The following is a 23,637-nucleotide window of genomic DNA, read 5'->3' as shown; positions in this document are numbered from 1 at the left end:
GTTTATGCTAGGCGATCTATTGGCTATTTTATTACTCAGCTTGGGCTGCTTTCTTTTCTGGCAACAGCGTCGCCAAGCCGAATTGGCAAAAGCGGCGATCAGTCGAAAATGCGAACAACTCGACTTACAGCTGATCAGCGTTGCTTTTGGACGCCACAAATTCAAAACGCCAGAAGGACTCTGGCGTTGGCATACCGTTTATTGGTTTGAGTTTTCTGCACTAGGTGACGACTGCTACCAAGGTGAATTACAAATGATAGGCTTTAGGCCATCTGCTTTTCATTTGCCGCCTCATCGTATGTAAACTCAAATTCCCAATAAGGGCCAAAAACATCTTCTTTCTCACCCAACAGCTCAAAGCCGAGTTTTTTGAGTACCGCAATAGAGGCATGGTGGCCAATATTAGCAGTGGCTGTAATTTTTTGTCGTTGCAATTGGTAGGCTGCTTTAGGTAAAAAAGCCTTCAATGCCTCAGTTGCAATGCCTTTGCCCCAATACAATTTATCAAAAAGAAAACCGAGTTCTGCTCGCTCTTCGTCAAGTTCAATGAACAAATGCCCCATGTATTCGCGGTTATAATTATCTAACACCGCCATTGCGTACAAATGAGGATCATGAAGCACTCGTTGAAAAAGCTGTTTTGCTGAAGCGACCGTTTTAGGGCCATTCATCTGTGCCCGATTTTTGGCGCAACAATTGAGCATCAAAAAATCAGACTCTAACGAATCGGTGTAAGGGAGAAGAAGCGTTCTTCTTGTTACGGTTGTCACGTACAATCCTTGTTAGCCGCAAAATAATACCGAAAGACTCAACTAGGCTTAGGGCAATACGCCTTAGCCCAAATAAAATCTGGTACTCTATTTTTGCAAAGAAGCCGAAAATTAAACCAACCGAACGATGAGGTAATTGATCTAGATTGTTTTTTTGTTGTTATTATTTTGCAGCACTTATCATATGAACTTTTTTTGAAGCAACAACACGCTAAAGCCAGAATGCAAGTAATAAGAAAAGCCTCAACACGCATGTGTCGAGGCTTAAAGTCTTACTCGCAGCAGTCCAGCTACTAAATTGTGTGCTCCATGCATCATCCATAATAGTGGCCAATTCTTCGGCTCATCCTGCATCGCCATCCTAGCGGTGTCCAAACTTTCCATGGTACTAACACTCCGGTCAATACTCATCACTTGTTCCTTGAGCGGTGTCCATAACATCATCCTGATGTTGTCCTGCCTTATCCACAAGGTGTCCATCGCCAATCCATGCAGCTCGCATCCTGCCAACTGTTGTATCCTTACGCTGTCCTAGCATCCTGCGTGGTTATTCTTCGTGAACAACCTTGTCTTCTTCCTGAAGAGACCAAACCTTGGTGCTTTGTAATTCCTTGTCAGAATCCTTCCGACAGGGTTCAATTTACTCGTTTGGCTTTAAGAAACAATCACCTAAAAATATCATTTTTAAAAAAACAACCTAAAGAAATAGATATATTAATTAAAAACAAATAGTTATAAAAAAATCACCACCAAACACTGCGTTAAACACTGTGATTTCTTACAAACAATGTGCGAGATCTCTTACAACACTTCGCCACTTTTGCTCTTGGTAAATAAAAGGTAAGATCACAGCAACTCACAAAAAGGATAACCTATGCTCACAAAAGATGTCACTCAAGAACTAGAAAACATCTTGACTCTCTTACAACAACAGGGAAAGGAACCGAGTGTGGCCTTAGTAAAGTCACGTCTTAGCACCTCAGTGCCAATGCCAGCCTTGATTGCAACCATCAAAAGTTGGAAAAATGCACACCGAGTTCCCAAAGTAGAAGTGAGCGTTAGTACGGAAAATAGCGTGAACAAGGTAGCCGAACTTGAAACGCAACTAGCCGCTTTGTCAGCCCGAGTAGCAGCCCTAGAGGCACAACTAAACGAGAAGTAATTGAATGATGAAAATTTGGGTGGACGCCGATGCATGTCCGAAAGTAATTCGTGAAACCATTGTCCGCGCAGCCGAAAGGACGGGCGTTGAATGTACTTTTGTGGCCAATCATGTTGTTCCGATTCCGCAACGATCTAACATTCGTTCACTGCAAGTCCCCAGTGGTTTTGATGTTGCCGATAACGAAATCGTCAAACGGGTAGAAGTGGGCGATTTGGTAATTACTTCCGATATTCCACTGGCCGATGAAGTGATAACCAAAGGTGGCTTGGCGCTCAATTCTCGTGGTGAGCTGTATACCAAAGAGACCATCAAGGCACGCCTCAATATTAGAGATTTTATGGATACGATGCGATCAAGCGGTATCCAAACTGGCGGACCAAGTGCGCTTTCTCAAACAGAACGACGCGAATTTGCCAACCATTTGGATCGCATTTTGGCTAAAGCGAACAAATAACCACGTTTTGACGGTTGGACAATCACTAGCCTGTCCAACCGTTCCTCTTCATTAGCGCTGAACCGCCTTAAATCTTGGATTGGTTTTACAAATTACATATAAACGACCGCGTCTTTTGACGATTTGACAATCTGGATGACGTGATTTTGCGCTTTTTAATGAACTTAATACTTTCATAGTTTACTCCTTACCAAACTGAGCAAAGCGACGATTGAAATTCGCCACTCGTCCTTCTTTTTGAACAACTCGCTGCTTACCGGTGTAATACGGATGCGATTCAGACGACACATCTAAGGTGAAATAAGGATAGGTGTTGCCATCTTCCCACTCGATCGTCCGATCAGTTTTTAGCGTTGAACCCACAATAAAATACTTATCCACACTGGTGTCGTGGAAAACCACTTTTTGGTATGGCGGATGAATTCCGTCTTTCATCAATTTCCCCTCACTTAAATTGTTATGTTATAACATGCCAATTAATAATCATTACCAAGAAGAAAAGCAAGCTTAAATGTGATATTTTTCTCAACCAACGTGAAAAAAGACGGATACGGATATGCACACCATTGCTCCGATTGGCACTATTGAAACGCCTTATAAAGAAAAATTTGCCGTTCCTCGCCAACCTCGCTTAGTGGCGAGCGCAAGCGCGAGAGTCAAGCTCATCGGTCACGCTAATTGCTTAGAGTCGGTGCGAGGCATCGAACAATTTAGCCATGTCTGGTTACTTTTTCTGTTTGACCAAAACCTCGATGCCGGTTGGAAACCGACGGTGCGCCCACCGCGCTTAGGCGGAAATGAGCGGATCGGCGTATTTGCTTCACGGGCCACGTTTCGACCTAACGGTATCGGTATGTCTGCCGTTGAATTGAAAGGCGTCACTCAGCAAGGTGATCAGGTTTATTTGGAACTAGGCAGCGTAGATTTAGTCGATAACACACCGATCATTGACATCAAACCCTATATTCCCTATTCCGATTCGATAGCCACAGCCAGCGGTGGCTATGCCGAGAGCGAGCCCGACAAGATCGCAGTGACCTTTAGCCAAGCGGCGTTAACGGTACTGAATGCGCGGGCAGATCACGACATGGTTAAAGCCGTCATTGAGCAAGTGCTGGCTCAAGATCCTCGCCCAGCCTATAAAAAACATAAAATCGATCATAAAGAATATGCGGTAAATCTGTTCGATCTGAACGTAAAATTCACTATCGCAAACAACTTAGTCTCAGTAACCGCAATAGAACGCTTTTGACAAAGCCGATTGGCTGATATTATTAGCGGCTTAATTCTAGCCTCTCATTGGAGAGCGCTTTTAACTATCATGAAACGGATACCATAGAATGCGTACCAGTAAATATCTTCTTTCTACTTTGAAGGAGACTCCAAACGACGCAGAAGTCGTGAGCCATCAGCTCATGTTACGTGCAGGTATGATCCGTAAGCTGGCTTCAGGTCTTTATACCTGGCTGCCTACTGGTCTACGTGTGCTGCGTAAAGTCGAAAACATCGTTCGTCAAGAGATCGACAATGCCGGTGCAATCGAAACCTTGATGCCCGTTGTGCAACCGTTTGAACTGTGGGAAGAGACAGGCCGCTCTGAGAAAATGGGCCCTGAGCTACTTCGCTTTACTGACCGCCATACTCGTCCGTTTGTGCTTAGTCCAACTGCTGAAGAAGTAATCACCAGCTTGGTACGCAACGAAGTCAGCTCTTACAAGCAATTGCCGCTGAACCTGTACCAGATTCAAACCAAATTCCGTGATGAGAGACGTCCTCGTTTTGGTGTGATGCGTGCTCGTGAATTCTGCATGATGGATGCCTATAGCTTTGATATAGATAAAGCAGGCTTAGAGAAATCTTACCAAGCGATGCACGAAGCTTACTGTAAAGCCTTCGATCGCATGGGGCTTGATTACCGCCCAGTATTAGCCGACACCGGCGCTATCGGTGGTAACGGCTCTCATGAGTTCCATGTATTGGCTGAAAGTGGTGAAGACATCATCGCCTTCTCAACTGAATCGGATTACGCCGCCAACATCGAAAAAGCAGAAGCCATTGCGCCAGCCGTTGAGCGCGCCGCGCCAACTCAAGAGATGACGCAGGTTGATACGCCAAACGCCAAAACCATCGCTGAATTGGTTGAGCAGCATGGCCTACCGATTGAGAAAACAGTTAAAACACTGTTTGTAAAAGCATCTGATGAGATCGATGCCTCTATCGTGGCACTGATTATCCGTGGTGATCATGAACTCAATGAAATCAAAGCCGAGAAACTCGCTGAAGTTGCCGCTCCGCTAGAAATGGCTAGCGAAGAAGAGATTCGCGCGCTGATTGGCGCAGGCCCAGGCTCTCTTGGCCCTGTTGGTCTTGAATTGCCATTTATCGTTGATCACAGCGTAGCCGTCATGAGCGATTTTGGCGCAGGAGCCAACATCGATGGCAAACACTACTTTGGCATCAACTGGGGCCGTGACGTTGAGCTAGCGAAAGTGGAAGATCTTCGTAACGTCGTTGAAGGCGACCCAAGCCCATGTGGTAAAGGGACACTAATGCTCAAACGCGGTATCGAAGTGGGTCATATTTTCCAATTGGGTACTAACTACTCTGAGAAAATGAACTGTGGCGTTCTTGATTCCAATGGTAAAAACACCATTTTAGAGATGGGTTGTTACGGCATTGGCGTATCACGCGTTGTGGCATCAGCCATCGAGCAAAACAACGATAAATACGGCATCATCTGGCCTGACGCGATCGCACCTTTCCAAGTGGCGATTGTCCCTATGAACATGCACAAATCAGAGCGCGTCCAACAAGCTGCTGAAAAACTGTATACGGAACTGACCGCAGCTGGTATTGAAGTGCTATTTGATGATCGTAAAGAGCGCCCGGGCGTAATGTTCTCAGATATGGAACTGATCGGTGTGCCACATACCATCATTATTGGCGATCGCAGTATGGATGAGGGCAACTTCGAATATAAACATCGCCGCAGTGGTGAGAAGTCGGCCGTCGCTATGAATGAAATAGTCTCCTTTATTAATGCTCAAATCGCCTAATAAAGTATACTCTTGAAAAGGTTGCCTAAATGGCAACCTTTTTTATTTTGTCACCAGCCACAAAAGCTTTTTCAAGCATATTAATCTTCGATTCATCTACGGTGATCTATTCTTTAATCCATTATTAATGGAGGTGACCTATGGATCTAAAAAGTTTACTTAACCAAGCATTGAATTCAGACATCGTAAAACAAGGTTCAAGCCAACTCGGCGCTATCACACAAGATTCAAGTAAACTCAAAACCTTAGGAGCAGGTGCACTCGGTGGTGGCCTAATCGGTTTATTGATGGGCTCGAAGAAAGCAAAAAAAATATGCACTAAAGTGATAGGGATTGGTGGAGCAGCGGCGCTCGGCGCACTAGCCTATAAAGCGTATAATGACTGGCAAGCAAAACAAACGACCACTCAACCGCAGTCTAGCTTTGACCCTAATGATGCTAGCCACAGCACGCTGATCCTAAAAGCGATGATTGCCGCCGCAAAAGCTGATGGTCATGTGGATGAACAAGAAATGGCGAAAATTGAGCAAGCCATCTCTGAAATGGGCGCAGATAACCAATTGCAGCAGCTGGTAAAAAATGAGCTGCATAAACCGCTCGATCCCACGGCTATTGCACAGTTAGCCACAACGCCCGCACAAGCGAGTGAGCTTTATCTGGCCTCTTTACTTATCGCCGATGAACAAAATTTCATGGAAAAAGCGTATCTGAACGAGCTCGCTAAGCAACTACAGCTAGCCGACGATCTGGTTATGGCGCTAGAGCAGCAAGTGAACGCTTAAAGTTTCATCACATGCAATCAGAGCTTGCGCAAACGCAAGTTCTGATTTTGTCTTTGCCAAACGTAATGTGTATATTGAGAGCCATTATCATTAGTTAGGATTTAATCTATGCAAGTTTACGGTTGTTGTGAATTAGTGCGCGAGCTTTATGCGCAGATAGGCAGTGGTGATCAAGCTTATATTCCTCAAGCAATCTCCTGCGCCATCAAAACCTTGAATGATGTCGCAGCAGACGAATCGCTGCCAAAAGCGGTTCGAGAGCAAGCAGCCTTTGCGGCAGCTAACTTGCTGATTTCTGATTTCGAGGATAAGTGATGAATTTAGCCAATTTTGCCTCGATGGATCCAATCATGCTGATGAGCATCATCAATATGAAGCTACGTGATGATTTTAATGGCGATCTTGATAAGCTGGCGGATGACTTTGATATCGATCGTGCGGCATTAGAGGCTCGCTTAGCCAGTGCAGGTTTTGAGTTTTTACCGCAAATCGGTCAATTTCGTTAAGGCATAAAAAACCCGCTAATTTAAAGCGGGTTTTTGTACTAAGCTTTTTTCTCTTTTCTTGCCAGAGCCTTACGCTCATTGCGTTTCGCTTGGTTCTCAATAAAGCCACTGAGCTCTTTTTCCGCCCAAGCTTGTGCTTGTGCTTCGCTTTCAAAACCCATTTCGCGCTTTGAAACAACACTTCTGCGAGAGGTCACTTGACGTACGATTTCCGCCGCCCAACCATTGCGCTTTTCAGTCACTTTGATGGTAAATTTTTTACTTTCTGACATTTTCGTTTTCCTAAGGGAATAATAAGGGATTACTCATCAACGTTTGTCGCGCGCCATTATATTATATGGCGGCGGATGTTGAACACCATCCCTTGGTAAGCGCGGCATTAGAGCACAAATCACAATTTTTTTCTGCATTTTTTACAAAAAATTCATCCTCAAAGTAAACAAAAAAGCCGCTGAGTTGCAGCGGCTGGAATAACAAGACTAAGTCGTTTATCTCACTGGCGACAAGGTGAGTTACCCTAAGTTCTTACGTGCATTTTGGAACATACGCATCCATGGGCTGTTTTCACCCCAAGAATCAGGATGCCAAGAGTTCGCTACCGTGCGGAACACGCGCTCTGGGTGCGGCATCATGATCGTCACACGGCCATCTTGAGTCGTTAAGCCTGTAATGGCATTTGGTGAACCATTTGGGTTGTTCGGATATTGCTGCGTGGCATGGCCGTTGTTATCCACAAAACGCAGCGCAACGGTGCCTGATTGTTCAATCGCCGTTAAATGTGCCGTATCACGAACTTCAACGCGCCCTTCGCCATGCGAAACCGCAATCGGCATGCGCGAGCCAGCCATCTCATTAAAAAACAGTGAATCAGATTGCTGCACTTCCACTAAGCTAAAGCGCGCTTCAAAACGCTCTGATTCATTGCGCACAAAACGCGGCCATAAATCCGCACCAGGGATTAACTCTTTCAAATTCGACAGCATTTGACAGCCGTTACACACTCCTAGCGAGAAAGTATCTTCACGTTGGAAGAAACGTTGGAACTGTTCACGAGCTTGTACATTAAACAGCACAGATTTCGCCCAGCCTTCACCCGCGCCCAATACGTCACCATAAGAGAACCCACCACATGCGACGAGGCCTTGGTACTCTTCAAGCACCGCTTGACCCGTTAAGATGTCGCTCATGTGTATATCGGTTGTTTCAAAGCCTGCGCGATCAAACGCTGCCGCCATTTCAACGTGTGAGTTAACCCCTTGCTCGCGCAAAATAGCCATTTTTGGCTTCACGCCTTTAGCGATATACGGTGCCGCCACATCTTGTTGCACGTCAAAGCTCAAACTGACGTTAAGACCTTTATCACTGTTATCTTGTTTTGCTGCAAATTCTTGATCCGCGCACTGCGGGTTATCGCGCAGCGCTTGCATTTTATGCGTAGTTTCAGCCCAAATGGTGCGAAGTTCAGTGCGGTTACGTACAACAATAGGCTGCTCACCAGCGGTAATGACTAGCTCATCAGAAGCCTCCACACGACCGATAACGTGTGAACACGCTTGTAAACCATGCGCCGTTAGCGTCGAAAGCACCGTATCCAAGTCATGGTGACGAACTTGAATGACGGCGCCCAGCTCTTCATTAAATAACGCGGCCAATGCATCATCACCTAGTGCGGCAATATCGGCTTTCACGCCACAATGACCCGCAAAGGCCATTTCAGCTAGAGTAACGAATAGACCACCGTCACCTTTATCGTGATAGGCAATAATCTGCTGATTCGCGACCAAGGTTTGGATCGCTTCATAGAAGGCTTTAAGCTGCGCCGCATTATCTACGTCTGCGGGTTTATCACCCAACTGTTTGTAGACTTGTGCTAACGCCGTTGCGCCCAAGCGATTCTTACCATTACCTAAATCAATCAAAACCAGTGAGGTTTCGCCCTTATCGGTTCTTAACTGAGGGGTGATGGTGTTACGTACATCTTCAACACGAGCAAATGCCGTGATCACCAATGATAGCGGAGAGGTCACTTCTTTTTGTTCGCCATTCTCATCCCATTTGGTCTTCATCGACATCGAATCTTTACCCACAGGGATAGTCAGGCCGAGCGCAGGACAAAGCTCTTCACCGACCGCTTTTACTGCCTCATACAAACCAGCATCTTCACCAGGGTGACCCGCTGGTGACATCCAGTTCGCCGACAACTTAATGTGTTTGATATCACCGATATGGGTAGCGGCAATGTTGGTGATCGCTTCGCCCACGGCTAAGCGTGCCGATGCCCCAAAATCCAGCAAGGCAACTGGCGTGCGCTCCCCCATCGACATCGCTTCGCCATGGTAAGTATCATAACTTGCCGCGGTAACCGCGCAGTTTGCTACTGGCACTTGCCACGGACCAACCATTTGGTCACGAGCGACCAAACCAGTGACGGTTCTGTCACCAATGGTGATGAGGAAGGTTTTTTCTGCAACCGCAGGGAGACGCAGTATTCGATCAATCGCTTCGTTCAATTCGATATCACGGCGATCAAGTGCTGGATTATTAACTTTCAGCGTCTTCACATCACGATACATTTTAGGTGTTTTGCCAAGCAATACGTCCATCGGCATATCAATTGGCGTATTGTCGAAATGTGAATCTTCCAATTTCAGTTCACGCTCTTCAGTGGCAATGCCCACAACAGCATAAGGCGCGCGCTCACGTTGGCAAATGGCGTCAAAGCGCGCCATGTTTTCTGGCGCTACAGCCAGCACGTAACGCTCTTGTGATTCATTACACCAAATTTCAAGCGGGCTCATTCCTGGCTCATCGTTAGGTACATCACGCAGTTGGAAAATACCGCCACGTTCGCCATCATCAACAAGCTCAGGCAATGCGTTTGAGATACCACCAGCGCCTACATCATGGATAAAGGCGATCGGATTCGCCTCACCGAGTTGCCAGCAGCGATCAATCACCTCTTGGCAGCGGCGTTCCATCTCTGGGTTTTCACGCTGTACCGACGCAAAATCAAGATCTTCCGCAGATTGACCAGATGCCATAGAAGAAGCGGCGCCCCCACCAAGGCCAATGTTCATTGCCGGACCACCAAGCACAATTAAGCTCGCGCCAACAGGGATCTCTTTTTTCTGCACATGCTCGTCGCGGATATTCCCCATCCCACCAGCAATCATGATTGGTTTGTGATAACCACGCACTTCTTCACCAGCGTGAGAGTTAACTTTCTCTTCGTAAGTACGGAAGTAACCTAACAAGTTTGGACGACCAAATTCGTTGTTAAAAGCCGCGCCACCGAGCGGGCCTTCCAGCATAATATCGAGTGCCGTGACAATGCGCCCCGGTTTACCAAAATCCGTTTCCCAAGGCTGCACAAAATTAGGAATACGCAAGTTTGAAGTAGTAAAACCGACTAACCCGGCTTTAGGTTTTCCACCAATCCCCGTTGCACCTTCGTCACGAATTTCACCACCGGAACCCGTTGAAGCGCCCGGCCAAGGAGCAATCGCCGTCGGGTGGTTGTGTGTTTCCACCTTCATTAAAATATGCGCTTTTTCATGGTGATAACCATATTGGCGTGTCTCTGGATCAGGGAAAAAACGCCCAACTTCTGAACCCACCATGACGGCGGCATTATCTTTATAGGCAGACAGCACGTGATCAGGAGTCACTTCATAAGTGTTTTTGATCATCTTAAACAGCGATTTATCTTGCTTAACGCCATCAATAGTCCAATCGGCATTGAAGATTTTATGGCGACAATGCTCAGAGTTTGCTTGAGCAAACATCATTAATTCGATATCGGTTGGATTACGCTCAAGCTTAGTGACGAAGCTTTCGAACAAATAATCAATTTCATCGTCAGCCAATGCAAGCCCAAGGGTAACGTTTGCTTTTTCAAGCGCTGAGCGGCCGCCTTTCAGCAAGTCGACGTACGCTACGGGAGCAGGTTCAGCGACTTTAAACAGTGAAGTTGCTGATTCGAAATCGGTAAACACGACTTCCATCATTCGGTCGTACAGCAGGGAATAAAGCGTAACAAGTTGCGGTTGAGAAAGTTCGCGATCTAATTCGATGTAGTAAGCCGTGCCTCGCTCTAAGCGCTTCACCTCATTCAAACCACAGTTATGCGCAATATCCGTCGCTTTGGAAGACCAAGGCGAGATGGTTCCAGGACGAGGAGTGACCAGTAAAAGAAGACCTTGTGGCTCATGTTCTTGAATCGTTGGGCCATAAGTGAGTAGTTTCTCTAATTTTTCAAGGGATTGAGCGTCTAAATCCGCAGAGAGATCAGCAAAATGCATGAACTCCGCGTAAATACCCAATACAGGCAGTTGCTGTTCACGACAAAGTTCAACGAGTTTGTTAACACGAAACTCAGAAAGCGCTGGGGAGCCACGCAAAATTCTCATGTGCTTAGGTCTCTTATACAGTGGGTTGAGGTGTAATTGGAATGAATTCAAAATCATTAAAATACAATAAGTTAATAAAAGAAAACTGAATACATACCAATTTCACCTCGTGATTTCGAACGCATTATAAAGGAATTCTTTTTGTGACGTAACACCAAAAGCAACCGTTTGCGTCATTTTTTTTGTCAAATTTGAAATACAGCCACATTAGCGTGGTCGCCGACACTTTTTCATCCGTTTTTGATCTGAAACTTTGCCAATATGGCCGCCTTTGATATAAAGGCAGTAATTGATGTAAGAGATCGCTCATAAATGCCAAAGTATTATCTGATTCAGCTTCATCGCTCATTGTCCATTTTCCTACTCACTCTTTTTGTCGTCGGTTGCCAAATCGATTCAGATCCTAAAAGCGAGCTTGACCATATTCGTGAACGTGGCGTATTGCGAGTGGGTACGTTGAACAATCAACTCTCCTACTACATTGGCCCAGATGGCCCTGCAGGCCTGGACTACGAACTAGCGCGCGAATTTGCCAATCAGCTTGGGGTTAAACTAGAGATGAAACCCGCTTATCGGTTGTCTAGTCTCTTTCCTGCACTGAAAAATGGGGAAATCGACGTTGTTGCAGCAGGGTTAAGTCAATCGAATCAACGCTTGAATGAGTTCAGAACAGGGCCCGCTTATTACTATGTCAGCCAACAAGTCGTCTATAAGAAAGGCAACTGGCGTCCAAGAAATTTAAAACAATTACTGGAAAAACAACCGGAACTGATTGCTGGGCATGAAGGTGACAGCGTTTTTTCTATCGTGAATGAATCCCACTTTGAAAATACGCTCAGCGACATTAAACAGATCTACCCAGAGTTTCAGTACAATGTGAATAATAACGCCGACGTTAACGACCTTTTAAAACAGGTTTCGAATGGCGAACTGCTATTTACCATGGCTGATTCGGTCGAAGTCTCGCTGTCGCAGCGAATCTACCCTGACTTAGCCGTCGCCTTTGAATTAACTGAAGATCAGCCTATCGCTTGGTATATGCGTCGCTCTGAAGATGAAAGCTTATACGCCTTGATGATTGAGTTTTTTGGCAACCTTAAACAATCTGGTCAATTAGCGGCCTTGGAAGAGAAATATATTGGTCACGTGGGCACGTTTGATTATGTCGATACGCGCGCCTTTATTAGAGCACTCGATGTCCGCTTACCAAAATGGGCCCCTCTTTTCCAACAATATTCTGACGAGTTTGATTGGCGATTGATTGCCGCCTTAGCTTATCAAGAGTCTCACTGGAATCCATTAGCTAAATCCCCCACCGGGGTCCGCGGTATGATGATGTTGACTCTCCCTACGGCAAGAAGTGTTGGTGTCGCCAATCGACTCGATCCGGAACAATCGATTCGTGGTGGTGTCGAATACCTACGTCGGATGATACAGCGTATACCAGACTCCATCCCAGAACATGAGAAAATTTGGTTTGCTCTCGCTTCCTATAACGTCGGCTATGGGCATATGATGGATGCAAGACGCTTAACCAAGCAACAAGGTGCGAACCCTGATTCATGGACTGAAGTCAAAGAACGCCTCCCTCAACTGAGACAAAAGAAATACTTCAGCCAGACTCGATATGGCTACGCGCGAGGTGACGAAGCCAAGGCCTACGTTGAAAATATTCGTCGCTATTATCAAAGTATTATTGGCCATGTTGATCAACAAAAGCAGATAGACAATAGTTCAGGTACTGATGATTTGGTTGTGATCAGTATTGAGGAGGAGGAGGCCGCGTTAGAAGCGATGGAATCGGCCGATGAGGCGCAGGATAATCAGTATCTCGACCCCGTAGCTCAATAAGCATAACAATAGCTAAATCTTCCACGTTGAACAAAAATTGCACACTTGATTTCCAAGTGTGCAGCCCATACATCAAAACGTGAAAAAGATCGTTTCCTAAGTTTCATATTATGGTAACAATCCTGCACTATAAAGGCAGATTAAGATTGTCATAAGGCACCCTAAACCATTAGGGATCATTGTCAAAACTCAGCAGTAGGAGGTTGTTTATGCTTAAACGTAAAAAGCTATCAAAACACCTTAATAAAACGGTGGCAGCGAACCGTCGTAAGCGTATGTTATCCAATAATAAAAAGAAAATTATCTGGCGTAACCGTGCATTTATGCAATTAATCTCTGCTTAACCTTCAGCGGCAAACATCTACTCAAAGTGGATGTTTGCTAAAGCCCATCACTCTGTTGTTTATTCCGCTGTTTTTCCGCCTGTATCTCTGCGCGTCTTCGTCTAAAAAAAGATTGCAGTTGCTCCCGACACTCCTCTTCTAACAATCCTTTATCGACCGTCGCGTAATGATAGGAGGCTTGGCTTTCAAATAAATTCAGCACCGTACCGGCCGCCCCAGCTTTGAGATCTGGAGCGCCAAAGACAATCCTTTTGACTCGGCTATGCAGCAGTGCGCCTGCGCACATTGGACAGGGCTCTAAAGTGACGTATAAGGTAGTATCTAGCAAACGATAATTTTGTAACCGTTGACCTGCTTGACGCAAAGCCTGAATTTCAGCGTGCGCTGTCGCATCATGTTGACCAATAGAGGCATTCCAACCTTCAGCAATGATTTCGCCATCTTTAACAAGCACAGCGCCCACAGGCACTTCACCTGCTTGTTCTGCAAGATTGGCAAGCGCGATAGCTCGGCGCATAAACTTTTGATCTTGAACGGTAAACTGTGTATTCATATATCCTATTTTCTCTTTCACTAGCCTTTGCCGTTAGCGGACGATAGCCGTTCTGCCAGAAAATCCACCAGCAACCTAACTTTTGAGGACAAATGGCGATTTTGTGGGTATAAGGCCCATACACCTTCACGATCATCTCGGTACTGATGCAACACTTCTTGCAACTCACCCGAGAGCAAATACGGCTCTACATAATAGTCGGGCAATTGTACGATTCCAATCCCTTGCAACGCGGCATTCAATAACGCCACACCGCTGTTGCATTTAATTTTTCCTTTAACACCGATTTCACGAGAGCGTTGTTGATCCTTAAATCGCCAATAGTTCATAGTACCTTGTAAACATTGGTGATGAACCAACTCTGACAATGAATAGGGGGTGCCATATTTCACCAAATAGTCAGGGCTAGCGCAGACAAACAGTTGTCGGTTGGATAACTTTTTGCCAATAAAACTCGAATCATCTAACTGCCCTAATCGTACGGCGACATCAATTCCTTCCGCAATCAGATCCAATTTTTGGTTAGTGAGTATCAGTTCCAACTCCAATTGAGGATGTAACTGTAAAAACTCATGCAGCAAAGGCGCGACTTTCTGCTCACCATAAGTCACCGGAGCGGTCACTTTCAGTAAACCTGACGGCGTTTGCTGCATCTGCGTGACAGCAAGATCAGCCTGCGCTAAGCCTTCAACCAATTGCCGACACTGATGATAATAGAGTTGACCCGCTTCGGTCAGGGAGACTCGCCGCGTGGTACGTTGCAACAACTTTACCGCCAAGCGCTCTTCTAATAGCGCAATACGTCGACTGACATTCGCCACTGATGTCGATAGTTTGTGCGCTGCTGCGGTAAAACTTCCAGTTTCAGCCACCGCAACAAATTCATGAATGCCTTCCCAACTCGCCATCTTAATTATTACTGATAAGTAAAAGTGATTCTTATTTTAGACCGATTATCAAATTTCAAGAAGGGAATATACTGTCACTCTCCCCAACTCACTTGAAACTTCAAGTAATGTGCAAAGGAAAATCTTATGTCATCACATCAATTCATTAAATCTCGCGCGGCGATTGCGTGGGGGCCAAATCAACCACTAAAAGTCGAGGAGGTTGACGTTATGTTGCCCCAAAAAGGCGAAGTGTTGGTGCGTATTATTGCGAGCGGCGTTTGTCATACCGATGCCTTTACGCTATCTGGTGAAGACCCTGAAGGGATTTTTCCGGTTATCCTCGGCCACGAAGGCGGCGGTATCGTTGAGCGGATTGGTGAAGGGGTAACCAGCGTCGAGGTAGGAGATCATGTCATTCCCTTGTACACCGCAGAGTGTGGTGAATGCAAATTCTGTAAATCAGGTAAAACTAACCTGTGCCAAGCAGTACGTGAAACGCAAGGAAAAGGATTAATGCCTGATGGAACTACACGTTTCTATAAAGACGGCCAACCCATTTTCCATTATATGGGTTGCTCCACCTTTTCTGAGTATACCGTGTTGCCAGAAATTTCCTTGGCTAAGGTCAATAAAGCGGCGCCATTAGAAGAGGTCTGCTTGCTCGGTTGTGGTGTCACAACGGGCATGGGCGCGGTGCTCAATACGGCCAAAGTTAAACAAGGTGATACTGTGGCCATCTTTGGCCTAGGCGGCATCGGGCTTTCCGCCATTATTGGCGCAAGAATGGCTGGTGCCAGCCGTATTATTGGCATTGATATCAATGAGAATAAGTTTGAGCTTGCTACTCAGCTTGGTGCAACGGACTGCCTGAACCCGAAAACTCTGACTAAACCAATCCAAGAAGTGATTATTGAGATGACTGATGGCGGTGTTGATTTTTCTTTTGAGTGCATCGGTAACGTCAATGTAATGCGCCAAGCGTTAGAATGCTGCCATAAAGGCTGGGGAGAATCGGTCATTATTGGTGTGGCTGGCGCGGGCCAAGAAATATCAACTCGCCCTTTCCAATTAGTGACGGGCCGAGTATGGCGTGGTAGTGCATTTGGCGGCGTAAAAGGCCGCTCGGAACTGCCACACATTGTCGAGCGCTATCTGGCGGGCGAATTTGGTTTGCAAGAGTTTATTACCCATACCATGGGTTTAGAGGATATAAACCAAGCCTTTGATTTAATGCATAAAGGCGAAAGTATTCGTTCTGTGATTCATTTTGACCAATAAGCCTTAATAGCCAGCCCTTTTTTCTTAAAGGGCTGGGTGGGGAAACTTGCTATGCACATTGAAAACATTAGCCAAGCCAAAGTATTTGAAGGCTGGCATAAACAGTACACGCACTCATCACAAGTACTAGGGTGCAGTATGCGTTTTGCTATTTATCTTCCACCTCAAGCGGCCTACCAATCGGTTCCGGTGTTGTATTGGTTATCCGGCTTAACATGCAGCGATGAAAACTTCATGCAAAAAGCTGGCGCATTTCAAAGCGCGGCTAAGCTCGGTATCGCGATTGTTGCCGCCGATACCAGCCCAAGAGGTGAAGGTGTTCCTGACGACCCGCAAGGAGCGTATGATTTTGGCCTTGGCGCAGGATTTTACCTCAACGCAACTCAAGCGCCTTGGGATAAGCACTACCAAATGTACAGCTACATTGTGCAAGAACTTCCAGCCTTAATAGAGCAACATTTTCCCGTAAACCAACAGCGAGCGATTGCAGGACACAGTATGGGTGGCCATGGTGCATTAACCATCGGATTGAAAAACCCTCAACGCTATCGCTCGATTTCAGCCTTTAGCCCGATAAGCAACCCAATACACTGCCCTTGGGGGCAAAAAGCATTTCGCCACTACCTTGGTAGTAACCTGCAAGATTGGAAACAATACGATGCGGTTGAATTGCTCACCACTCACTCATCATCCTTACCCATTTTGGTTGACCAAGGAGAGGAAGACCCGTTTTTACACGAACAGCTTAAACCTGAACGCTTACTCGCCGCTGCACAAGCGAGTAATAGCCCACTCTCGTTAAGAATGCATAAAGGTTATGATCACAGTTATTTTTTCATTCAAAGTTTCATTGATGATCACTTAGCATTTCACGCACAGCATCTGCACAAATAAGATTGAAAAAGCCCGCGATACACTCGCGGGCTTTAAATTCAGACTCGATAAATAATGTTAACGCTACAAGCTGTATGTGTAAGGCGCTTGCACCCCTAGCGGAATACCAAAAGCCCAGTAAGCGAGCAGGAACAGCGTCCAACCAATCAGCATCGCAATGGAGAAAGGCATCATCATTGAAGCCAAGGTGCCAATGCCCGTCGATTTTACATAACGTTGGCAATACACCACGACTAATGGGAAGAAGACCATCAGTGGAGAGATAATGTTAGAAACCGAATCGCCCACGCGGTAAGCCGCTTGCGATAGCTCGGGAGAAATCCCTACCGCCATCAGCATAGGTACCAGAATTGGACCAATCAATGCCCATTTTGCCGAAGCCGAACCCACCAGCAAATTAACGCTAGCCGTAAGTAAAATCATCCCCACAATCGTTGCTTGGCCGGGTAAGTCCATCGCTTTTAGGCCTTCGGCGCCATACAATGCCAACATAGTACCAATATTAGACTGACCAAACGCTGATAAGAACTGAGCACAGAAGAACGACATCACTATGTATCCGCCCATCGTAGCCATGGTGCCAGACATCGCTTTTATCACGTCATTACTGTTTTTAAAGGTGCCAGCCACTCGGCCATACACAATTCCCGGAATAATAAACAAGATAAAAATCAAAGGAACGATCGACTTCATCACTGGCGCAGAAAAGGCCGTTAGCTCACCATCAGGCGAACGCAGTGCTGAGTTTTCTGGGATCAAAGCCGCTACTAGTAATGCAATACCTACCACCATTGCCCAGCCAGCAAAACGAAATGCTCTCGATTCAGTTGCGCTGAATGTTCCTAGATCAGGCGCTATTTCCGCATCTTCATCGACAGGCATATTCGCTAGACGAGGTTCAATAATTTTCTCAGTCACATACCAACCAATCGCAACGATGATCACCGAAGATAAACCCGTGAAGAAAATGTTCGCCAGCGGATTCACTATGTATTGAGGATCCAAAATTTGTGCGGCGGTTTGTGTAAAACCAGCGAGCAAAGGATCAATACCAGAAGGGATAAAGTTCGCTGAAAAGCCACCAGAAACACCAGCAAATGCGGCTGCAATACCGGCCAGTGGATGACGCCCTGCCGCATGGAAAATAATCCCACCCAGAGGAATAACCAATACATAACCAGCATCAGCAGCCGTATGCGACACTATCGCCACCAAAATCAGCATCGGTGTTAGTAGTTTCGCTGGCGTGAAATTTAGCATTTTCTTAAGGCCTGTAGTGATAAACCCAGAAGAATCAGCCACTCCCACACCGAGCATGGCAACCAGCACGATACCTAGCGGCGCAAAGCTGGTGAATGTGGTCACCATATTGGCTAGAAAACTCGCGAGCGCTTTACCTGTCAGTAGGTTATTCACCTGCAATGCTTCACCCGTTCGAGGGTTGGTCAAATCAAATGTCACATTCGATAACAGTGCCGATGAAACCCAAACAATAATCAGTGCCCAGAAAAACAAAATCGCAGGGTCAGGAATTTTATTTCCTGCACGTTCAATAAAATTTAAAAAGCGATCCATACCGCTCGGCTTCGGAAATGGTGCTTGTTTTACGACTTGGTTACTCATTCGTAACTCCATATGTGATGTTGCTGCTGTAGGCCTATATCAATTTATTTAGCCGACCTATTAATCGTCGGTTATTCTATAAAAAAGCCTCAACCAAAGCACAAGCTTCTACAGTTTTTTACAAAAACGGGGACATATTTTGCAAAAATAGCATTCCACCACAACAATCCAAACACATTCTTATGCTCTTTTTTCCTACAAATCAGTAACCAATTTGCAAAATCAAATATTTCATTTTTGTATAAGCATCGAGACGCTAATCAAACTCACTGAACTGCGAAATCATGGTTTTCAGCTCAACCGACTGCTTATTTCCCTGACGATCATGCCAATAGGACTCAATATAAATGGTTTTCAGTGAGCCCGATAAAGAGACCGTTGGTACTGACCAACTGAGTGTATAAAAGGAATGTGAGTTATCTTGTCCGTTAACAATATCACTATCAAAATTCGCTGGCGTGAGAGTAGAAATCGCGGCAGAAGCGCCACGGCTACGAAACCATTCCAACTTTTGTTCGGCCAAATGTAGTGCTTCGATACTATGAACGGCAAAATCCGCCTTTTGCTCAACCAACACTTGTAATTTGACCAAACCCAGTGCCCCAACACCAATTAGAACAAACGATATCATTACTTCTATTAGGCTAAATCCTTGCTGTTTAGAGATCATTCCATGAACCTTTTTGCCATCTAGGTGGAACCGAAAAGGAAAAGCTGTTTTCAATATCACTGTTATATTGCAAACGTAGCGAGTTATAAAATAGTGCTATCTGACCTTGGGTATCAAAGGCCATTCCTCCGGTAAATTGAAAAGATCCCGACTGTAAGTAGGTAGCGTGCTTTGGCGTCAAGGTGGTAGCGCTGCCGTACAATGTTTTTATCGGTGCATCAAAATTAGCATTGAGATCCGCGATGAGTTCAGTATCAAATCCATTCCAATTTGCCGTATCAGCGGCAAATCCACTGTTAAAATGAAAGAGCACCCCTTGAATGCTGCCACTCCCTCGAATCCCTAACACGCCATTATGCACCAGCAAAAAAAGGTAAGTCCCAGGATGAGCATTTTGTATGGTTGACATTGTATCAATCGATGCTTGGTTCAGTTGACAACTGCCATCAATCCATACTTGATTCGGCTGACCAAGAACTAAAGCACCTTTAAATTTCGAAACACAATCAACATCACCACTGGTCATTGTGTAACTCAAGAACTTAAATTCAGTATCGTCGCGTGCTTTTTCCCATTCTCCCCGTTCGTAACCAAAGAGATCTTTAAATGGGTTTAGCGTTTCATCTCGGTAAATATCATTTTTGACATTGACTGCTTCATAAAGACCGCTACTATTTTTCCAAATACCGCTTTGTGAACTACTGTTCGTTTTATGCGTCGGCGCGCAATCGGCACTATTGTCAAAAACAGCGCTTGGTTTTTGAATAGCACTCCCAACACCATTATTTGTCACTCCCGCCGTAGCAATAACATATTTAGCAACGGCGATAGCCGCGCATTCATATTTCCCATCACTATTTTTGGGCCCGGGATCTGGTGGAGAAATAAGTGTAGAGCCAAACACTATTAAGTCTGAAGTAGAGCGAATGGCTCCTGGACTTCTCCCACGTTGAAACAGAATGTTCTTTTTCAACGTCGTCATTTGATACTGGGACATAAGTGTACTGGCGTTAGTAGGGTCTGCAGAGAGGTACGTTAACTCTAAATCGACACACAAGGTATTGAGGTTATTTGGAATTGAACTATTTTTATTGTTCACAATATGGCTATAACCACACTCAAGCCCCCCTTCTGCTCGCCAATGCTGTTGCCTCGCTTGCACCTCATTTTGTGCTCGTTTGATCTGAAAAAAGAGCGAACGGTAGGAGCCTAATGCCACCACTAAAGCGAGCACCAACAAAAGCGTGGTGATCAATAACGTTACAGCGCCTTGCTGAGCTTGCTTCATTACTGCCAATTCCTTTGTTTTATTGCCACTCCAAATGATGTTGATACACGGCTATCCCCCACCAACTCTGCTGCCATAGAGATCGTCATGTAGGCTGAGCTCACACCATTCGCCGCTAATGATGCTCGCTGGACTTGAAAATGAGTCACATTAATCTGGTTAGTATCAAAAATAGCAGAGCAACCAGCCGTCGCTTGGGAAACGGTTTTGGCCCCAGAAATCACAGACGTCGGCCTGTCACAGACACCCAACGCGCCAGAAGTCATGACAAACCCAACATTTCTGATCTGTTTCGTTGCCCCCGTATCATCAAGGTAGGCATACGCGAGCGTTGATTGGTCGGCCGAAACAAAAACGATATCATCGTTATCCAATAACGTGAGTGAGTTACCATGACCGCCATCATAACCTGCACGTTGAATATCTTGTTTGAGGTATTGCAGCGCGCCCGTCACTTGTTGCAGTAGCAGTAGCTCCTTGCCTCTTTCGGTCGCTACCTTCTGCCCAGTGATGAATACAGAGCCGATAATGGCTATCGCAATCAAGCCAAGCATGGATGCCACCATGAACTCAATTAACGTTGCCCCCATCTGCTTGGTTTCAGCGATATGAACTTTATAGGCATGCTTTTTTGCTCTCGGTATGTTAGCTGCACTGCTTAAAACCAAAATAGTCTCCTCCATTACCACATAGGCGCATTCGTCCTGAAGGTCTATAGGTCGTGAATTTGAGTGCACCTTGGTGTGTTGAAAAATCAAGGCTCCCATTTACAGCTCGGCCATTAATGGCTTCAAAATGGATCTGATTTGACGGGTAATTCACCCCCAATTCAATATTTCGATAAGGTTGCCCCGATAGCGATGAAATCACTTGCCCCCCGGGATAGGTTCCTGAATTAGTCAGCACGATTTGCCATTCACCTTGGCTATTAACCGAACCCGACATGACAATATGCGCCCATAGCGGCTGCTTTCTCATTACTGCTTCCGAACGGGCGCTCATCATCAAGCCATTAATCTCACCCGCTAAACGTTGCATCTTTTGCGTATCACTGACTTGTTTGAAATTGGGAGCCGCTATCGTGAGTAAAATAGACAAAACGGAAACCGTGATAAGCAGCTCAAGTAAAGTAAACCCGCGAGCCATTTCCCAAATTCCTATGTAATTAAAATATGAAACAAAATTCACCTTGCGCGAATGCTATCACCTAATAAAAATAGCGGGTAAATCAACAAGGAACTCCACGTGATGATTCGAAATTCTAAATGCAACAACCACAACCGGCGGTCGTTCGGGATGACATTGATCGAATTATTGATTGCGGTTGTGATTATTGGCGTACTGTCTGCAATCGCTTATCCAAGTTATACCAAGCACGTTTTAAAAGGACACCGAACCACCGCTCTCGCCGATATGGGGAGAATTCAACTGGAACTGGAGCATCACTACGATAAGGGTTATGACTGGAGCGGGATCATTTCAGGGGGAAATTGCGTCATCTGTGAAAGCGATGCTGAACGCTATCAGTTTTCAGTCGCCAGCTCCGCAGCCAGTAGCTACACCATCACCGCGACGGCGCAGAGCACCAGAGGCCAAGACAAGGATGAATGTCTAACCAGCGATAAGGTCATGACATTGAAATCAACCAACGAATCAGCCCCAAGCGCATGTTGGAAATAGAACACCACAAAGGTTCAGTTTGTGAGGGGAGGAGAAAATCATCCTGTATCAGGAACGAATAAGGCCTGCATTGCAGGCCTTATTGGATAGATAATAATTCAACAGTGAATTAGCTGGTTAAATCATCGAAGAACTTTTTCACGCCATTAAAGAAACCTTCAGATTTAGGCTTATGCTTATTTGCCGCTTCACCACCGCAAGTTTCTTCAAATTCACGTAATAGTTCTTTTTGACGCGCGCTCAGTTTCACAGGTGTTTCAACCACGAGTTTGACAACCAAATCACCGATCGCCCCACCGCGTACGCCTTTCACACCTTTACCACGCATACGGAACATGCGCCCTGTTTGCGTCTCTTCTGGCACTTTCAAGTTTACACGACCATCGAGTGTTGGAACTTCAACTTCACCGCCAAGTGCCGCCATAGCAAAACTTACAGGGACTTCACAGTATAAGTTGTTGCCATCGCGTTCAAAAATGTGGTGCTCTTTGACGTGAACTTGTACGTACAAATCCCCCGCTGGAGCGCCCATTTCTCCCGCTTCACCTTCGCCAGATAAACGAATGCGATCGCCCGTATCCACACCGGCTGGAATTTTAACATTAAGCGTTTTGGTTTTTTGCTTACGTCCCTGTCCGTGACACACGTTACATGGGTCTTTAATGATCTTACCTTTACCATGGCAAGTCGGACAGGTTTGCTGTACAGCAAAAAATCCTTGGCGCATCTGTACTTGGCCGTGACCATGACAGGTTCCACACGTTTGCGCAGACGAGCCTTTCTTCGCGCCAGTACCTTCACAAGAATCACAATGGACCAGTGTTGGCACTTCAATCTCTTTTGAACAACCACGAACGGCCTCTTCTAAAGACAGTTCCATGTTGTAACGCAAGTCAGCACCACGTTGTGCACGCGCTTGACCACCGCCCCGACGACCACCACCGAAAATGTCACCAAAGACATCACCGAAGATATCGCCAAAATCGGCACTGCCGCCACCAAAGCCGCCACCGCCCATTCCGCCTTGTTCAAAAGCAGCATGACCGTACTGATCATAAGCCGCTTTCTTTTGCGAATCGGTTAAAATTTCATACGCTTCTTTTACTTCTTTAAACTTGTCCGAAGCGCTGTCATCCCCTTGGTTTCTATCAGGGTGAAACTTCATTGCTAGGCGCTTGTACGCCTTTTTAATATCGCGCTCAGAGGCATCTCGGCCTACGCCTAATACTTCGTAAAAATCACGTTTTGACATCTTCTTCGTCACCAATTTGTTACCGCAAACGACACGCTGCCGCTTGGTGTTTATATCGACCTAACTAATGGCTCTAGATTCTAGTGAATTCAAACTAAAAAGACACTGTTAGTTAGATGGACACCAATGAGTTTTCATTAATTACAGACATACGGGCGTAAGAGTTACCCCA

Annotated in this window: 26 protein-coding genes; 13 read left to right on the top strand and 13 right to left on the bottom strand. The window is 45.8% G+C overall.

Going from position 1 to position 23,637, the window contains the following annotated elements; all coding sequences use genetic code 11:
• The first annotated feature begins 4 nt into the window (after positions 1-4).
• Positions 5-304, top strand: coding sequence for a DUF3301 domain-containing protein (locus AACT42_RS02485; RefSeq protein WP_017045584.1), 300 nt, complete (start codon positions 5-7; stop codon positions 302-304).
• On the opposite strand, the gene AACT42_RS02480 is transcribed toward AACT42_RS02485, so the two are convergent.
• Positions 264-776 (bottom strand): GNAT family N-acetyltransferase, encoded by a 513-nt coding sequence (locus AACT42_RS02480; RefSeq protein WP_013857407.1) that lies wholly within the window; start codon positions 774-776, stop codon positions 264-266. The two genes, AACT42_RS02485 and AACT42_RS02480, sit on opposite strands and share 41 nt — an antisense overlap.
• A gap of 868 nt (positions 777-1,644) precedes the next feature.
• Between AACT42_RS02480 and AACT42_RS02475 the strand changes: the two genes are divergently transcribed.
• Positions 1,645-1,932, top strand: a complete 288-nt coding sequence (locus AACT42_RS02475) for a hypothetical protein (protein ID WP_094132059.1) — start codon at positions 1,645-1,647, stop codon at positions 1,930-1,932.
• Between the two features lie 7 nt (positions 1,933-1,939).
• Positions 1,940-2,389 (top strand): YaiI/YqxD family protein, encoded by a 450-nt coding sequence (locus AACT42_RS02470; RefSeq protein ID WP_026027673.1) that lies wholly within the window; start codon positions 1,940-1,942, stop codon positions 2,387-2,389.
• A gap of 51 nt (positions 2,390-2,440) precedes the next feature.
• Here the strand turns inward: AACT42_RS02470 and ykgO are convergent, their stop codons facing one another.
• Positions 2,441-2,566 (bottom strand): type B 50S ribosomal protein L36, encoded by a 126-nt coding sequence (ykgO, locus tag AACT42_RS02465; RefSeq protein WP_010319082.1) that lies wholly within the window; start codon positions 2,564-2,566, stop codon positions 2,441-2,443.
• A gap of 3 nt (positions 2,567-2,569) precedes the next feature.
• Positions 2,570-2,824: a type B 50S ribosomal protein L31 gene (locus AACT42_RS02460; RefSeq protein ID WP_010319081.1), complete on the bottom strand. Its 255-nt coding sequence runs from the start codon at positions 2,822-2,824 to the stop codon at positions 2,570-2,572.
• Between the two features lie 121 nt (positions 2,825-2,945).
• Between AACT42_RS02460 and tsaA the strand changes: the two genes are divergently transcribed.
• The 5 genes from tsaA to AACT42_RS02435 all read left to right on the top strand — a co-directional run bounded on the left by tsaA (position 2,946) and on the right by AACT42_RS02435 (position 6,733).
• Positions 2,946-3,641 (top strand): tRNA (N6-threonylcarbamoyladenosine(37)-N6)-methyltransferase TrmO, encoded by a 696-nt coding sequence (tsaA, locus tag AACT42_RS02455; RefSeq protein WP_017045586.1) that lies wholly within the window; start codon positions 2,946-2,948, stop codon positions 3,639-3,641.
• Between the two features lie 88 nt (positions 3,642-3,729).
• On the top strand, positions 3,730-5,445 hold the full coding sequence (locus tag AACT42_RS02450) for a proline--tRNA ligase (protein ID WP_017044181.1): 1,716 nt from the start codon (positions 3,730-3,732) through the stop codon (positions 5,443-5,445).
• A 140-nt stretch (positions 5,446-5,585) separates the two neighbouring features.
• The gene (locus tag AACT42_RS02445; protein ID WP_094132060.1) at positions 5,586-6,227 is read left to right on the top strand and encodes a tellurite resistance TerB family protein; all 642 of its coding nucleotides are present in this window, start codon (positions 5,586-5,588) and stop codon (positions 6,225-6,227) included.
• 108 nt (positions 6,228-6,335) lie between these two features.
• Positions 6,336-6,542 (top strand): YaeP family protein, encoded by a 207-nt coding sequence (locus AACT42_RS02440; protein WP_010319078.1) that lies wholly within the window; start codon positions 6,336-6,338, stop codon positions 6,540-6,542.
• Positions 6,542-6,733 (top strand): DUF4250 domain-containing protein, encoded by a 192-nt coding sequence (locus tag AACT42_RS02435; protein ID WP_010319077.1) that lies wholly within the window; start codon positions 6,542-6,544, stop codon positions 6,731-6,733. The genes AACT42_RS02440 and AACT42_RS02435 overlap by 1 nt, the downstream gene beginning before the upstream one ends.
• Before the next feature lie 38 nt (positions 6,734-6,771).
• Here the strand turns inward: AACT42_RS02435 and AACT42_RS02430 are convergent, their stop codons facing one another.
• Positions 6,772-7,005, bottom strand: a complete 234-nt coding sequence (locus tag AACT42_RS02430) for a DUF3622 domain-containing protein (RefSeq protein ID WP_010319076.1) — start codon at positions 7,003-7,005, stop codon at positions 6,772-6,774.
• A gap of 240 nt (positions 7,006-7,245) precedes the next feature.
• Positions 7,246-11,142, bottom strand: coding sequence for a phosphoribosylformylglycinamidine synthase (purL, locus tag AACT42_RS02425; RefSeq protein WP_094132061.1), 3,897 nt, complete (start codon positions 11,140-11,142; stop codon positions 7,246-7,248).
• A gap of 312 nt (positions 11,143-11,454) precedes the next feature.
• Between purL and mltF the strand changes: the two genes are divergently transcribed.
• Both mltF and AACT42_RS02415 read left to right on the top strand, forming a co-directional pair.
• Positions 11,455-12,993: a membrane-bound lytic murein transglycosylase MltF gene (gene mltF / locus AACT42_RS02420; RefSeq protein WP_094132062.1), complete on the top strand. Its 1,539-nt coding sequence runs from the start codon at positions 11,455-11,457 to the stop codon at positions 12,991-12,993.
• Positions 12,994-13,202: 209 nt separating this feature from the next.
• Positions 13,203-13,337, top strand: coding sequence for a hypothetical protein (locus tag AACT42_RS02415; protein WP_254917022.1), 135 nt, complete (start codon positions 13,203-13,205; stop codon positions 13,335-13,337).
• A gap of 37 nt (positions 13,338-13,374) precedes the next feature.
• Here the strand turns inward: AACT42_RS02415 and tadA are convergent, their stop codons facing one another.
• Positions 13,375-13,890, bottom strand: a complete 516-nt coding sequence (tadA, locus tag AACT42_RS02410; protein WP_170888572.1) for a tRNA adenosine(34) deaminase TadA — start codon at positions 13,888-13,890, stop codon at positions 13,375-13,377.
• Positions 13,891-13,910: 20 nt separating this feature from the next.
• Entirely contained in the window at positions 13,911-14,798 is an 888-nt protein-coding gene (locus tag AACT42_RS02405) for a LysR family transcriptional regulator (protein ID WP_017045589.1), read from the bottom strand.
• A gap of 126 nt (positions 14,799-14,924) precedes the next feature.
• Between AACT42_RS02405 and AACT42_RS02400 the strand changes: the two genes are divergently transcribed.
• Both AACT42_RS02400 and fghA read left to right on the top strand, forming a co-directional pair.
• Positions 14,925-16,058, top strand: a complete 1,134-nt coding sequence (locus tag AACT42_RS02400; RefSeq protein WP_013857421.1) for an S-(hydroxymethyl)glutathione dehydrogenase/class III alcohol dehydrogenase — start codon at positions 14,925-14,927, stop codon at positions 16,056-16,058.
• A gap of 51 nt (positions 16,059-16,109) precedes the next feature.
• Positions 16,110-16,952, top strand: coding sequence for an S-formylglutathione hydrolase (gene fghA, locus AACT42_RS02395; RefSeq protein WP_094134196.1), 843 nt, complete (start codon positions 16,110-16,112; stop codon positions 16,950-16,952).
• Between the two features lie 63 nt (positions 16,953-17,015).
• Here fghA and AACT42_RS02390 read toward each other — a convergent pair whose 3' ends face one another.
• The 5 genes from AACT42_RS02390 to AACT42_RS02370 all read right to left on the bottom strand — a co-directional run bounded on the left by AACT42_RS02390 (position 17,016) and on the right by AACT42_RS02370 (position 21,679).
• Positions 17,016-18,575, bottom strand: a complete 1,560-nt coding sequence (locus tag AACT42_RS02390) for an AbgT family transporter (RefSeq protein WP_094134195.1) — start codon at positions 18,573-18,575, stop codon at positions 17,016-17,018.
• A gap of 256 nt (positions 18,576-18,831) precedes the next feature.
• A complete protein-coding gene (locus AACT42_RS02385) occupies positions 18,832-19,245 on the bottom strand; it encodes a type IV pilus modification PilV family protein (RefSeq protein ID WP_047688932.1) in 414 nt (137 codons plus the stop codon).
• Positions 19,235-20,542: a hypothetical protein gene (locus AACT42_RS02380; protein ID WP_094134194.1), complete on the bottom strand. Its 1,308-nt coding sequence runs from the start codon at positions 20,540-20,542 to the stop codon at positions 19,235-19,237. The genes AACT42_RS02385 and AACT42_RS02380 overlap by 11 nt, the downstream gene beginning before the upstream one ends.
• Positions 20,533-21,201: a PilW family protein gene (locus AACT42_RS02375; RefSeq protein WP_094134193.1), complete on the bottom strand. Its 669-nt coding sequence runs from the start codon at positions 21,199-21,201 to the stop codon at positions 20,533-20,535. The genes AACT42_RS02380 and AACT42_RS02375 overlap by 10 nt, the downstream gene beginning before the upstream one ends.
• Complete coding sequence (locus AACT42_RS02370) at positions 21,179-21,679, bottom strand: GspH/FimT family pseudopilin (RefSeq protein ID WP_017043370.1); 501 nt, start codon at positions 21,677-21,679, stop codon at positions 21,179-21,181. The genes AACT42_RS02375 and AACT42_RS02370 overlap by 23 nt, the downstream gene beginning before the upstream one ends.
• A 102-nt stretch (positions 21,680-21,781) precedes the next feature.
• Here AACT42_RS02370 and AACT42_RS02365 point away from each other — a divergent pair, with 102 nt between their 5' ends.
• A complete protein-coding gene (locus AACT42_RS02365) occupies positions 21,782-22,213 on the top strand; it encodes a type IV pilin protein (RefSeq protein ID WP_176429100.1) in 432 nt (143 codons plus the stop codon).
• Positions 22,214-22,322: 109 nt separating this feature from the next.
• Here the strand turns inward: AACT42_RS02365 and dnaJ are convergent, their stop codons facing one another.
• A complete protein-coding gene (gene dnaJ, locus AACT42_RS02360; RefSeq protein ID WP_026027474.1) occupies positions 22,323-23,465 on the bottom strand; it encodes a molecular chaperone DnaJ in 1,143 nt (380 codons plus the stop codon).
• Positions 23,466-23,637 lie beyond the last annotated feature (172 nt).

It is taken from the genome of Vibrio sp. V15_P4S5T153, assembly GCF_963874485.1.
Lineage (GTDB): Bacteria > Pseudomonadota > Gammaproteobacteria > Enterobacterales > Vibrionaceae > Vibrio > Vibrio anguillarum.
The sequence above is the reverse complement of the archived record's forward strand: the minus strand, read 5'-3'. Positions and strand labels throughout refer to the sequence as shown.